Source organism: Bacillus sp. BC05(2025), from assembly GCF_056725905.1.
In genome coordinates this window covers 147,337-160,343 of sequence record NZ_JBWYRA010000010.1, presented here as the reverse complement: position 1 = coordinate 160,343, position 13,007 = coordinate 147,337, and the positions used below count along the sequence as shown (strand labels likewise).

Sequence of the window (13,007 nt, the reverse complement as noted above, 5' to 3'; positions counted from 1 at the left end):
GTCCCCTCATCCAAAAGTAAATTCATATATTATTATAGTATAGGGATAGTTAATTTCCAATTGTTTACTGGTTAAAAATGAGAAGTCAGACATGTTTTGTATGTTATCATGGCATGATTATTTGTAATAGATTTTGTATTTTTTGTAAATGTCATGTTGTGATGAACGTGTGCATATTCCCAGTCTTGTTCATTAAAATGGACATTACGAGGAGGGAGAAGAGGGACGACATCAAATAGATTAACGAAGCGAAAGCTACTAGCTACTTGTAGTTTATAATAATTCCGAAAGGCGATATCTCCTACTTTTGGAGAAGCAAATGTGTAAAGACCGTACTGCGCAAATGCGGTGTTTATACGCGCATCGAGTATATGTAGTGTAGCGAGTGCACCGCCTAAGCTATGACCGGTTGCAAGAAGTTTTTTATGGGCTGGTAATGATACGAGCATATCCATAATAGAATCTCGGCAAGATTCATAAATAGAAAGAAAGCCGTTATGGACATTTCCACTGTTCAAAGCATATGGATACGGTTTTTGATTAACGAGTGAATCGATAATCCAGTCTGTATCTGTTTGTGTCCCGCGGAAAGCTACAATAATGGTATCCTCAGATTCTAGTATGAATCCGAACCATTCTGTCGTTTGAATGGTTTTTCCTTGAAATCCTTGTACATATTGAAAACCATCTGGTATTTCAAAAATCCCATTTTGTTTATATTGTTCATACGTTAACTCACAACAAGTAGCTAACAGTATGGCAGTATCTTTATCAAAGGATAAAGGAGTACGCATTAAGGGAGCCTCCTTAAGAAAAAGTATAATTTAATATATGCAGTGAGGGACTTGATTCATTCTTTTGAAAAAAGGCTTGAACCTACAGTTACGTGAGGGAGTATGATTTTTGTAAACATATTGCTAGGAGGGGTGTAAGATGAGCAAAAGGGAAGGTTATTCAATTGGTGAGTTTTCAAAGAGAACAGGCACATCAATACGGACGCTACAATATTACGATGAAATTGGACTACTTAAACCTGAAAAGAATGTTAGCTCTGGTCATCGTGTGTACAAAGGAAAAGATATATTAGAGCTACAGAAAATAGTGAGTCTTAAAGTATTAGGATATAGTTTAGAAGAAATACGCGTCATGCTGAAAATGCCAAGTTTGAATGTAAGTTTAAAAGAAACGCTGGAACAACAAAGAAAAGCCTTTGAAGAAAAAAGAAAACAAATTGAAGTTTCGATAAAGACGCTTGAACGAACAATGGTATGTCTTGAGGAAGATGAAGAGTTAGGTAGTGACATATTAATGAGTTTAATTAACAGCATTCAAAAAGAAACTGAACAACGTTTATGGCTTGAAGAATATGTATCAAAAGAAACAGTTGATGGATTATATAATAAACCAGAAGAAGAGAGTCTGGCACTTGATAAAGAGTTTGTTCGTTTAGCAAAAGAAGTGAAAAGGTTATTTGGAAGAAAAATTGATGATGTAGAAGTGCAAAAACTAGTTGACCAACATATGAAAGCGACTCTTAAGTATGTGGGCGAAGAGACAGTGTATGCTTTAGGGAAATTAGAGAATGCAGAAGAACAATATAATAATATGATGACTTCTCCTTATACGGAAGAAGAGGCGTGGCTTAACGAAGCGATGGAATATTATATGATTCAAAATGGTTTATATAGTCCACCTAAATAAAAAGAGCCCTATAAGGGGCCCTTTTTACTCTTTTCCATCTAATAAACGACCAAGTCCACCTAATACACTACCTTCACCGCTGCTTTGCGCTGCTGGGCTTGTCAGGCGTGCTGCTAAGCGGCTCAGTGTTAAGGACTGAATCCAAACTGTGCCTGGGCCTTCTAACGTTGCGAAGAATAAACCTTCGCCGCCAAATAGAGCTGTTTTTACTTTTCCAACGAACTCAACATCGTAGTTAACATCTTTTGTCATGGCAACGAGACAACCTGTATCGATGCGAAGTTTTTCGCCAGGTTTTAGTTCACGCTTATATACAGTTCCGCCTGCATGCATGAAAGCAAGTCCATCACCTTCGAGTTTTTGCATGATGAAACCTTCACCGCCGAAGAAACCAGTTCCGATTTTTTTCGTAAACTCGATTCCGATAGAAACGCCTTTTGCTGCACAAAGAAACGCGTCTTTTTGACAAACTACTTTTCCTTGATATTCTGTTAAATCTACAGGAATAATTTTACCTGGATAAGGGGCAGCAAATGATACGTGGCGCTTGCCGTGACCTGTATTTGTAAATACAGTCATAAACATGCTTTCACCTGTAACGAGACGCTTACCAGCGCCCATTAGTTTTCCGAATAAACCTCCAGATGGACCAGAACCATCACCGAAGATTGTTTCCATTTCTATGTAATCTTCCATCATCATCATTGCGCCAGCTTCTGCGATTACGCTTTCTTCTGGATCTAACTCAATTTCAACAAACTGCATATCATCTCCGTATAACTTATACTCGATTTCGTGTGCTCTCATTTTTTTCACCTCGTATGTAATAGATACTTATATTGTACAGAATTTAATAGGATTAGAATACTTTAGTTTTGTTAATTTTCAAATAAAGTAGGGCAACCCAAAATGAATTAGCAGTTCCTGCCAATCAAGCTGCCCGTAAATGGTGGGATAAAATATGAATATGGAAATTCAACACTATATTAAAATTATAAAAAAATGGTGGAATGAAAGTGTTCTCATTTGACGTTTTGGATATAGCGTGATATAGTGAAATCACTATTGAGCTACATAATGTGGTACGGAAATAAAGCACGTTGAATTAAAGGCTGTAAGCTTGTTATACATTCATGTCCTTTATATCCACCTTTTCATGTGGATTCATAGTTTCATTTTTATTTAGGAGGTACATGACATGCAAACAGGTAAAGTTAAATGGTTCAACAGCGAAAAAGGTTTCGGTTTCATCGAAGTTGAAGGTGGAGACGATGTATTCGTTCACTTCTCAGCTATCCAAGGTGACGGATTCAAAACTTTAGAAGAAGGTCAAGAAGTTTCTTTCGAAATCGTTGAAGGTAACCGTGGACCACAAGCTGCTAACGTTACAAAAAACTAATTAGCTAGCGATAAAAAGCATTCCGATTTTCGGAATGCTTTTTTTTATCCCGCATTAACGGGCAGTAAGACCCCACCTCAAAATTCAACGGAAGCAAAGAAGTGAGGTGCGGGCGGGCTGCCAGTAAAATCCCGATTGGTGAGGGTTGATTAAAGTTTCACTTTATTCTTTGGAACTCGACTCATTTGAAGACAATTCGCCCTTAAATGTACGCTCTTCAAAGTCATCAAGCATTTGTTCATATTCTTCATGCTCTTCTGTAGCGAAAACTTGCGGATTTTTTCCATACATATCCGTACCGATAAAGTTTTCAAAATCCTCTACGTATCCTACATTTTCCTCACTATTTACGTACATGCCATTATAATTTTTCGAATCTCGTCTTTCTAAATCAGACGGTGTTTCAGACGTTCCGTAATTGGCAACATCTTGCCACGCATCTTCTGCATCGTACTCAACAGAACGATCTTCATCATGTTTATGGAAAGAAGGGGATAACACTTCTTCCTCAACTGGTCGTGTATTCATATTTAACTTATTTGTCGTGTGCTGGATGCATGTTGTAGCAGTCGGCATTGCTTCTAATCTTTCAAACGGAATTTCTTCACCAGACACTTCGCAAATGCCGTACGTACCCGCTTCTATTTTTTGCAGGGCATGTTTCGTATCCTCTAGCTGTTTATGCCAAAGTTCAATAAGTCCGAAGTCTTTTTCGCGTTCATATAGCTCTGTTGCCATATCAGCCGGATGGTTATCATAGCTAGATAATTCTCCAACAGACTCGCGTTCAGATGCACGATCTTCATTTTCATGTGTTTGTATCGTTTGTTCTAGCTCTTGTTTTTGTTTTTCTAAAACGGATTTAAATTGATTTATTTGTTGTGGAGTTAACATAGTAGTCCACCTTCCTACAATTCAGTTTCTTTACATAGTATGAGCGTTGCGAGTAGGAATTATGAGCTGAAATTGGTATATGAAAAAGGAGCCGCGTTAGCAGCTCCTTTTAAAGGAAATATCCAAGTAATAATCCGATTCCCATTAAGAGACCAAAGATTGTATTTGTTTTTGCTGTTGCAATCATTGCAGGTACCATTTCCATTGGAATGCTTTTGCCGATAAAGCCTTTCGTCGCTTTAAATGCTTTCGGTGCACTTAAAAATACAATAAGCATCCATGGTGATACGATGCCCACGATAATTAAAGCAATTGTCCAAATGTAGGAAACGATGAACATAGAAGCAAGTACACCAACGGCTCTTTCACGTCCAACGAGGATTGCTAACGTTTTACGACCGTTTTCTTTATCGCCATCTAAGTCACGGATATTGTTAGCAAGTAAAATGGCACCAATTAAAATGGAGCTTGGAATAGATAGTAAGATGACTTCTGATGTTACAGTGCCAGTTTGAATAAAGAATGAAATCCCAATAATGATAACACCCATAAATAATCCGGCTGTTAGCTCTCCAAATGGTGTATATGCAATGGGAAGTGGTCCACCCGTATAAAGGTAAGCAACGGCCATACAAACAAGACCGATTGCAGCAAGCCACCAGCTAGAATTCATACAAATATAAACACCTAATAGTATTGCGATGCCGAAAAATCCAAATGCTAAGTTAAGCACTGTTTTTGGCTGAATGCCATCGCGAACGATAGCGCCGCCGATACCAACTGAACCTTCGTGATCAAGTCCTCTTTTATAATCAAAGTATTCATTAAACATGTTTGTTGCTGCCTGAATGAGGAGACAAGCAAGAAGCATTATAAGGAAAAGAGGGAGATGTATTTGATTTATACCTCCGACCTGCATTGCATAGGCTGTTCCGATGAAAACAGGAACGAAAGCTGCTGTTAATGTATGGGGACGTAGTAAACTCCACCAAATGCGCCAGCCTGTTTGTTTGCTTGGCTTTGGCGCCGTAGGAGAGGAATTCGTTTTGACGTTCATTTCCATGTTGAATCCTCCTTTGGTCACATATTGTACACAACTAAGTGTAGAAAAAGCATCATTTAGTGTCAACGTTTATTTTCTAGGAAGAGAAGGTGAATTTCTCAGAAATGCTAAACGTTGACAGGCCTTTCGTTTGAGGTGTATCTTAAAATCAAGCGTAATTATGACTATTTTTCGCCCATAGGGGGGAGACAATTGTGATTCAAACGAAACAAAAAGGCTTGCAAGAAGTTCTGAGTGCAGCCATTAAGCATGCAACTGATGAAAAAATATTGGTTAGTTTTGTAAAACAAATAGACTGGATGGATCCTCTTCTGTTTTATGCAGCAGGAAAAAGGATTGCATTCGAAAATAGATGTTATTTTGCAGACCCATCTCAGCATGTAATATTTGCTGGAATTGGTTCCGTTTTCACTATAGCAACTGCTTCTCACAAACGCTTTCAAACTGCCCGTGACGAGTGGGATAAAGTAAAAGAGAAAGCATTTGTACAAAGAGAGAGATACGAGTTTGGAACAGGTCCGCTTTTATTTGGTGGATTTTCATTTGACCAAGAAAAAGAGAAAACGGACTTATGGAAAGAATTTGAGGATACGACATTTTCACTACCAGCATTTTTATTAACTGTAAAAAATGAAAAAGCATGGTTAACGATGAATACATTCGTTTCAGCAACAGATTGTGCAGAAACTCTTTATAACGAAATTGTTTCTTTAGAAGAGAAAATTTTGGGGGAGAGTAAATGTGCACTAGAAGGATCGAAATTAACAGTTACTTCTAAAGTAGAAGTGGATCCGAAAGGCTGGATGAAGGCCATTGAGAAAGTGCAAGATGAAATGAAGCAGGGGAACGTGCAGAAGGTTGTATTAGCGAGGGAGTTAAAAGTAGAGATGGATCATCATATTGATTCTGCTCTCGTTTTAGAAGCACTCCGCATTGGGCAACCGGATTGTTACGTATTTTCTTTTGATTATAAAGGAGCATGCTTCTTAGGAGCGACGCCAGAGAGGTTAATTCGCAAAGAAGATGAGAAGTTTACTTCGATGTGTCTTGCGGGTTCAACTGGTCATGGTCAATCTATAGAAGAAAGTAAGCGAAATAGTAATGCGCTTCTTCATGATGAAAAGAATTTAGCTGAACACGGTTATGTTGTGAACATGATCAGGTCGGTATTAAATGAGCACTGCGAATACGTTAATATTCCGGAAAGTCCAGGTCTATTAACAACGAAAAACTTAATTCATTTATATACGCCTGTAGAGGCAAAAGGCGATGCGAGTCTTTTAACAATGGTAGAAGAATTACATCCAACACCAGCTCTTGGCGGGACACCTCGTTTGGAAGCGATGAAACTGATTCGTGATGTTGAATTGTTAGATAGAGGATTATATGGTGCACCGATTGGCTGGATAGATGATGAAGGAAATGGTGAATTTGCGGTTGCACTTCGCTGCGGATTATTAAATGGAGAGAAAGCATCCTTATTCGCCGGTTGCGGGATTGTAATTGATTCAGTACCACAACTTGAATATGAAGAAACAAGTTTGAAGTTTAGACCGATGCTTGGTGCTTTGGAGGAATTAATGAAATGAACAATCATATAGAAGCATTATCATATTATTTAGGCGCGTTCGTGGATGAACTGACGCGTCTAAATGTATGTGATGTTGTCATTAGTCCAGGCTCACGGTCAACGCCGATTGCTCTACTAATGGAACAACATGAAGGAATGAACACATATTTACATGTAGATGAAAGATCTGCAGGATTTTTTGCGCTCGGTATCGCAAAAGCGAAAAAACGTCCTGTTGCATTATTATGTACGTCAGGAACGGCTGCAGCGAACTATTATCCAGCTGTATGTGAAGCTTTTCATTCGCGAGTGCCGCTTATTGTCTTAACAGCAGATAGACCGCATGAATTGAGAGATGTCGGTGCACCACAAGCGATGAATCAAATTAATTTATACGGTACGTTTGTGAAGCAATTTACAGAGATGGCACTTCCAGAAGCGAATGAGGCGATGTATCATTACGCTCGCATGACGACGCAGCGCACGATAGCAAGCGCGCTTTTAGCACCGCAAGGACCTGTTCATCTTAATTTTCCAGTTCGCGAACCGCTTATCCCAGACTTCTCATTAGAAAGTTTATGGGATAAAGGACGCGGGGAATATACAGGAGTAGTTCAGCAAGGTAACGTGACGATGCCGAGTGAATATGTAGATTCTCTTGTAGGGCGCCTTTCACATATGGAAAAGGGGCTTATTATTTGTGGAGATGATAGTCATTCAGAGATCGCAACGTTTGCAACGCAATTAGCTGAAAAGACGGGATATCCAATATTAGCGGATCCACTTTCTAATATTCGTAGCGGTCACCACGATAAAACGATGGTGATTGACTGTTACGATACATTTTTACGAAATGAGCTGTTAAAAGAAACTTGGAAGCCAGAAGTTATGATTCGTTTTGGTGGTATGCCTGTTTCGAAAGCATTAACGCAGTTCATCAAAAAACAAACGAAAGCTGTTCATATCGTTGTTGACGAATCTGGACAATGGAGAGATCCAGCTCTCGTTGCGACAGAAGTTATCCAAGCAAATGATATTGCATTTTGCAGTGCATTAATAGAAAAAATGCCAGTTATGAAAAAGAATGATTGGTCCCAAATGTGGCAACATATAAACGAAAAAACGAAGGAAACGCTTCGTGAAATGGAAACATATGAAACTGCATTTGAAGGAAAAGTCATTACAGATATTGTCCGCGTATTACCAGAAGGAGCAACGTTATTTGCGAGTAATAGTATGCCAATTCGTGATACAGATTCATTCTTCTTCACATCAGATAAAAATATTCAAGTGATGGCAAACCGCGGTGTGAATGGGATTGATGGCATCATTTCGACAGCTTTAGGAGCGAGCATGATTTGCGATCCGCTCGTATTAGTAATCGGTGACTTATCGTTCTATCACGATTTAAATGGATTATTAGCTGCAAAATTACATGGATTAAATATAACAATTGTCGTTGTAAATAATGACGGTGGCGGTATTTTCTCATTCTTACCACAGTATGAGAAAAAGGAACACTTCGAATCATTATTTGGTACTCCAATTGGGCTTGACTATGAGCATGTTGTTAAAATGTACGGTGGTTCATTTAGCCGTGTAAATGGTTGGGAGCAATTTCGAGAAGAGGTACAAAAAGGAACAAGGGCGGAAGGTTTACACGTTGTAGAAATTTGTACGAACCGTGATGAAAACTTAACATTGCACCGTAAATTATGGGCAAAAACGCAGGACGTAATTACTACATCGTTGCAAGGTGAATCAAAATGAACGTAATGCTGCAAGGTGTATCGTATGAATATGAAGTAGTCGGAAGCGGAGAACCACTTCTACTTCTTCATGGTTTTACGGGAAGTATGGAAACGTGGCGTTCCTTCATTCCTTCTTGGAGCGAGCAGTTTCAAGTCATTTTAGTAGACATTGTTGGGCACGGAAAAACGGAAAGTCCTGAAGATGTGACGCATTATGATATTCGAAATGTAGCATTGCAAATGAAAGAACTACTAGATTATCTTCATATTGAAAAAGCACATATACTTGGCTATTCAATGGGCGGTAGACTGGCGATTACGATGGCGTGTCTATATCCAGAATATGTACATTCTCTTTTATTAGAAAATTGTACAGCTGGGCTTGAAAGTGAAGATGAGCGAAAAGAACGCTGTGAAAAAGATGAGCGACTTGCTCAGAAAATTGAGCGAGAAGGCATCGAAAGTTTTGTATCGATGTGGGAAAGTATTCCGCTGTTTGAAACGCAAAAACGTTTAGCACAAAACGTACAAGAAGCAGTGCGAAAAGAGCGACTTGCTAACAATCCAAAAGGGCTCGCAAATAGCTTGCGCGGCATGGGAACAGGGGCTCAGCCTTCATGGTGGAATGAGCTGAAAAAATTAAAAATGCCTGTTCTTTTAATGAACGGTGAGCATGATGAAAAGTTCTTGCGCATATTAAAAAATATCGAAAAATGCGTCTCTGACGCGAAATTTGTCAAAATTGATGGTGCTGGCCATGCAATTCATGTGGAACAACCGGAAAAGTTTGATACAATAGTAAAGGGATTTCTAAAAACTATGCAGTGATGCTTTTTTCAGTTAAGAATGAAGTTACACTTATAGAGGAGATCAGAAATATATAAGGAGGTAGTTGTAATGGCTATTGAATGGGTAAAAGAAGGCAATTACGAAGATATTATTTATTCAACATACAATGGTATCGCAAAGATTTCGATTAACCGCCCTGAAGTACATAACGCATTCCGTCCTAAAACGGTAATGGAGTTAATCGACGCTTTTGCACATGCTCGTGATGATGCAAATGTTGGCGTTATCATTTTAACAGGTGAAGGTGGACGTGCATTCTGTTCTGGCGGCGACCAAAAAGTTCGCGGTCATGGTGGATATGTAGGTGACGACCAAATCCCACGTCTAAACGTATTAGACTTACAACGTTTAATTCGCGCAATTCCTAAGCCAGTTATCGCAATGGTAGCAGGTTATGCAATCGGTGGTGGACACGTACTTCATATCGTATGTGACTTAACAATCGCTGCAGACAACGCTGTATTCGGACAAACAGGTCCTAAAGTAGGAAGCTTTGACGGTGGATACGGAGCTGGTTACTTAGCTCGTATGGTAGGTCACAAGAAAGCTCGCGAAATTTGGTACCTATGCCGTCAATATAGTGCACAAGAAGCGCTTGATATGGGCTTAGTAAATACAGTAGTACCATTAGAAGAACTTGAAACAGAAACAGTACAATGGGCACAAGAAATCTTAGCAAACAGCCCAATGGCACTTCGTTTCCTAAAAGCTGCATTCAACGCAGACACAGACGGTCTAGCTGGTATTCAACAACTAGCTGGAGATGCAACGTTATTGTACTACACAACTGACGAAGCAAAAGAAGGTCGCGACGCGTTCAAAGAAAAACGCAGTCCGGACTTCGGTCAATTCCCTCGTTTCCCGTGATCAAACCAAAAGCGGAGCCGACTGCTTAGCCCCGCTGGCTAAGGTTCTTTCGCCCAGAAAGTGTTTTTTACTTTCTCGTGCGGAAGGTTCTTAGACGGAAGGGGCTAGGAGGCGCAGCTAGATGAAACCAAAAGCGGAAGCGGCTAGCTTAGAACAAGAGGGCGTTGGAGCTCCTGACGTAGAGGCGCTTTTTGCCTCGTAGGAAGGCGTGAAACGACCGACTGTTCTAGCCGCTGTAGCTAGCTGAGATCAACCGGAAACAAAACAACTAAGAGACTTGATGTCACATCAAGTCTCTTTCTTTCATGAAAGGAGAATGTATGATGGAGACGATGCCAAATTGGTTAAAGCAACGTGCATTTTTAACACCAGATCGCATTGCAATTGAAATAGAAGAAGAAAAAGTTACTTTTATGCAGCTGCATGAAAAAGTAGTATCTGTTTGTGAACACCTCACGCATGTAGGAGTGAAACGTGGGCAAAAGGTGGCTGTTCTGATGAAAAATGGTATGGAGATGATTACAGTTATTCACGCCCTATCTTACGTAGGGGCAGTAGCTGTACTTTTAAATACGCGTCTTTCAAGAGAAGAGCTACTTTGGCAAATGGATGATGCTGAAGTTATTTGTTTAGTAACGGATCAAGATTTTGAGGCTAAAAATGTTCCTGTATATTCATTCGCCGAAGTGATGAATGGACCAAAAGAGGAAGCCTCTATACAAGAAGAATTCTCTTTAGAAGAAGCGATGACAATTATTTATACGTCAGGGACGACAGGGAAACCGAAAGGCGTTATTTTAACGTACGGAAATCACTGGGCAAGCGCGGTTGGCTCTTCGCTTAATTTAGGACTTCGTGATGATGATTGCTGGTTAGCTTGTATGCCGATGTTCCACGTTGGCGGGTTATCTCTTTTAATGAAAAATATTATGTACGGCATGCGCATTTTACTCGTTCCGAAATATGATGCTGATTTTATTCATAAAGCACTTCAAACGAGAGGTGTTACGATTATTTCTGTCGTTTCTAAAATGTTAACTGATTTATTAGAGAGACTAGGAGAAGAGACATATCCATCTTCTTTACGATGCATGTTACTGGGCGGAGGACCAGCGCCGAAGCCGTTACTCGAAACATGTGTAGATAAAGGAATTCCTGTGTATCAAACGTACGGTATGACAGAAACGTCTTCGCAAATTTGTACGTTATCCGCGGATTACATGTTAACGAAAGTAGGATCAGCCGGGAAACCACTATTTCAGTGCCAACTGCGTATTGAAAAAGATGGCGTAGTAGTGTCGCCGTTTGCGGAAGGCGAGATCGTAGTAAAAGGACCAAATGTAACAGGCGGCTACTTTAACCGGGAAGATGCGACGCGCGAAACAATTCAAAACGGATGGCTTCATACTGGTGACCTCGGTTATTTAGACGAAGAAGGATTTTTATACGTATTAGATCGCCGCAGTGATTTAATTATTTCTGGCGGGGAAAATATATATCCGGCTCAAATTGAAGAAGTGTTGCTTTCTCATCCGATGGTAGCGGAAGCAGGTGTCGTCGGGATGACTGATGATAAATGGGGACAAGTACCCGCTGCTTTTGTTGTAAAAAGCGGAGAAGTAACAGAAGAAGAAATTCTTCATTTTTGCGAGGAGAAATTAGCGAAATATAAAGTGCCGAAAAAAGCGTGTTTCTTAGAGGAATTACCACGAAATGCTTCGAAAAAATTGTTAAGACGAGAGTTAAGACAATTAGTGGAGGAGATGTAAGTGGAAATAAAAAAAGCGACACTTCATATAACGGAAATGCCACTCGTAATCCCGTTTGCTGCAAGCTACGGAACATATGAAAAGCGTGAAAGTATCGTCATTGAATTAGAAGATACGGACGGGCATATTGGATTTGGCGAAGTCGTTGCGTTTTCTGAACCGTGGTATACGGAAGAAACAGTGAAGACAGCGCTACATGTACTGCAAGATTTTTTATTACCTGATTTATTAAAGGCGGAGATTTCTCATCCGAATGAAGTACCTGGTTTGTTCCAACATATAAAGAGAAACAGAATGGCAAAGGCTGGAATTGAAGGTGCTGTTTGGGACTTATATGCGAAGCGACAAAAGAAGTCGTTAGCGACGTTGCTTGGCGGAACTAGGACTGAAATTGAAGTTGGTGTTGTGATTGGTATCAATACAATACCGGTTATGTTAAAACAAATTGAGAAGTATGCAGAAGAAGGATACGAACGTTTTAAAGTGAAAATAAAGCCAGAGCATGATTATGAATTATTGAAAGAGATTCGTAAAGAGTTTCCACATATCCCGTTAATGGCTGATGCAAATTCAGCTTATACACTAGCGGATACGGAGAAGCTGAAACGATTGGATGAATTTCAATTGATGATGATTGAACAACCACTAGCGGATTACGATTTTCTCGATCATGCACAGTTGCAAAAGAAAATAGAAACGCCAATTTGTTTAGACGAAAGCATCCATAGTTTAGAAGACGCGCGCGTTGCGATTACGCTTGGCAGCTGCCGCATCGTTAATATTAAACCAGGGCGAGTGGGCGGATTAACAGAATCGATTCAAATTCATAATTATTGTATGGAGCACAACATACCCGTTTGGTGCGGCGGTATGGTAGAGATGGGGATTTCACGAGCGCAAAATGTTGCGCTTGCTTCACTGCCTAACTTTACAATTCCAGGTGATATATCTGCCTCTAGTAGGCACTGGGAGAGGGATATTATTTCGCCGGAAGTGATGCTTGAGAGCGGAAAAGTGATGGTACCGCAAAGCGTTGACGCTGAGTATGAAGTAGACCGCGGAAGGCTGGCGGAGATTACGAAACAGCGAATTGTTTTGGAGCGGTAGGTTGAGTATTTCAAATAGCGGGCGAATTTCGTCGTTA

The 13,007-nt window shown here is 40.0% G+C and carries 12 protein-coding genes; 8 read left to right on the top strand and 4 right to left on the bottom strand.

The genetic code is table 11. From position 1 onward, the window contains the following. Positions 1-71: 71 nt before the first annotated feature. Positions 72-794, bottom strand: a complete 723-nt coding sequence (locus ACZ76X_RS24250) for a lipase family protein (RefSeq protein WP_479851933.1) — start codon at positions 792-794, stop codon at positions 72-74. A gap of 139 nt (positions 795-933) precedes the next feature. On the opposite strand from ACZ76X_RS24250, the gene ACZ76X_RS24245 reads away from it, so the two are divergent. Continuing rightward, on the top strand, positions 934-1,701 hold the full coding sequence (locus tag ACZ76X_RS24245) for a MerR family transcriptional regulator (protein ID WP_479851932.1): 768 nt from the start codon (positions 934-936) through the stop codon (positions 1,699-1,701). Between the two features lie 24 nt (positions 1,702-1,725). Here the strand turns inward: ACZ76X_RS24245 and ACZ76X_RS24240 are convergent, their stop codons facing one another. Beyond that, positions 1,726-2,508: a TIGR00266 family protein gene (locus tag ACZ76X_RS24240; protein WP_048529674.1), complete on the bottom strand. Its 783-nt coding sequence runs from the start codon at positions 2,506-2,508 to the stop codon at positions 1,726-1,728. 391 nt (positions 2,509-2,899) lie between these two features. On the opposite strand from ACZ76X_RS24240, the gene cspD reads away from it, so the two are divergent. Beyond that, a complete protein-coding gene (gene cspD / locus ACZ76X_RS24235) occupies positions 2,900-3,100 on the top strand; it encodes a cold-shock protein CspD (RefSeq protein WP_001193054.1) in 201 nt (66 codons plus the stop codon). 162 nt (positions 3,101-3,262) lie between these two features. Here cspD and ACZ76X_RS24230 read toward each other — a convergent pair whose 3' ends face one another. After that, on the bottom strand, positions 3,263-3,994 hold the full coding sequence (locus tag ACZ76X_RS24230) for a yteA family sporulation protein (protein WP_000957377.1): 732 nt from the start codon (positions 3,992-3,994) through the stop codon (positions 3,263-3,265). A gap of 109 nt (positions 3,995-4,103) precedes the next feature. Beyond that, positions 4,104-5,057: a 1,4-dihydroxy-2-naphthoate polyprenyltransferase gene (locus ACZ76X_RS24225; protein ID WP_098198927.1), complete on the bottom strand. Its 954-nt coding sequence runs from the start codon at positions 5,055-5,057 to the stop codon at positions 4,104-4,106. 194 nt (positions 5,058-5,251) lie between these two features. Here ACZ76X_RS24225 and ACZ76X_RS24220 point away from each other — a divergent pair, with 194 nt between their 5' ends. The 6 genes from ACZ76X_RS24220 to menC all read left to right on the top strand — a co-directional run bounded on the left by ACZ76X_RS24220 (position 5,252) and on the right by menC (position 12,970). Then, complete coding sequence (locus tag ACZ76X_RS24220) at positions 5,252-6,646, top strand: isochorismate synthase (protein ID WP_479851931.1); 1,395 nt, start codon at positions 5,252-5,254, stop codon at positions 6,644-6,646. Beyond that, on the top strand, positions 6,643-8,397 hold the full coding sequence (gene menD / locus ACZ76X_RS24215; protein ID WP_479851930.1) for a 2-succinyl-5-enolpyruvyl-6-hydroxy-3-cyclohexene-1-carboxylic-acid synthase: 1,755 nt from the start codon (positions 6,643-6,645) through the stop codon (positions 8,395-8,397). Before ACZ76X_RS24220 ends, menD begins: the two co-directional genes overlap by 4 nt. Then, entirely contained in the window at positions 8,394-9,206 is an 813-nt protein-coding gene (menH, locus tag ACZ76X_RS24210) for a 2-succinyl-6-hydroxy-2,4-cyclohexadiene-1-carboxylate synthase (RefSeq protein WP_479851929.1), read from the top strand. The genes menD and menH overlap by 4 nt, the downstream gene beginning before the upstream one ends. Positions 9,207-9,275: 69 nt before the next feature. Beyond that, positions 9,276-10,094 carry a 1,4-dihydroxy-2-naphthoyl-CoA synthase gene (gene menB, locus ACZ76X_RS24205; RefSeq protein WP_479851928.1) on the top strand — a complete coding sequence of 273 codons (819 nt, stop codon included), beginning with the start codon at positions 9,276-9,278 and terminating at the stop codon, positions 10,092-10,094. Positions 10,095-10,417: 323 nt separating this feature from the next. Beyond that, complete coding sequence (locus ACZ76X_RS24200; RefSeq protein ID WP_479851927.1) at positions 10,418-11,863, top strand: o-succinylbenzoate--CoA ligase; 1,446 nt, start codon at positions 10,418-10,420, stop codon at positions 11,861-11,863. After that, positions 11,864-12,970: an o-succinylbenzoate synthase gene (gene menC / locus ACZ76X_RS24195; protein ID WP_479851926.1), complete on the top strand. Its 1,107-nt coding sequence runs from the start codon at positions 11,864-11,866 to the stop codon at positions 12,968-12,970. Positions 12,971-13,007: the final 37 nt, after the last annotated feature.

Coding starts and splice junctions, on each gene's coding strand:
- ACZ76X_RS24250 (WP_479851933.1), bottom strand. CDS start 794: ATGCGTACTCCTTTATCCTTTGATAAAGATACTGCCATACTGTTAGCT.
- ACZ76X_RS24245 (WP_479851932.1), top strand. CDS start 934: ATGAGCAAAAGGGAAGGTTATTCAATTGGTGAGTTTTCAAAGAGAACA.
- ACZ76X_RS24240 (WP_048529674.1), bottom strand. CDS start 2,508: ATGAGAGCACACGAAATCGAGTATAAGTTATACGGAGATGATATGCAG.
- cspD (WP_001193054.1), top strand. CDS start 2,900: ATGCAAACAGGTAAAGTTAAATGGTTCAACAGCGAAAAAGGTTTCGGT.
- ACZ76X_RS24230 (WP_000957377.1), bottom strand. CDS start 3,994: ATGTTAACTCCACAACAAATAAATCAATTTAAATCCGTTTTAGAAAAA.
- ACZ76X_RS24225 (WP_098198927.1), bottom strand. CDS start 5,057: ATGGAAATGAACGTCAAAACGAATTCCTCTCCTACGGCGCCAAAGCCA.
- menD (WP_479851930.1), top strand. CDS start 6,643: ATGAACAATCATATAGAAGCATTATCATATTATTTAGGCGCGTTCGTG.
- menH (WP_479851929.1), top strand. CDS start 8,394: ATGAACGTAATGCTGCAAGGTGTATCGTATGAATATGAAGTAGTCGGA.
- menB (WP_479851928.1), top strand. CDS start 9,276: ATGGCTATTGAATGGGTAAAAGAAGGCAATTACGAAGATATTATTTAT.
- ACZ76X_RS24200 (WP_479851927.1), top strand. CDS start 10,418: ATGGAGACGATGCCAAATTGGTTAAAGCAACGTGCATTTTTAACACCA.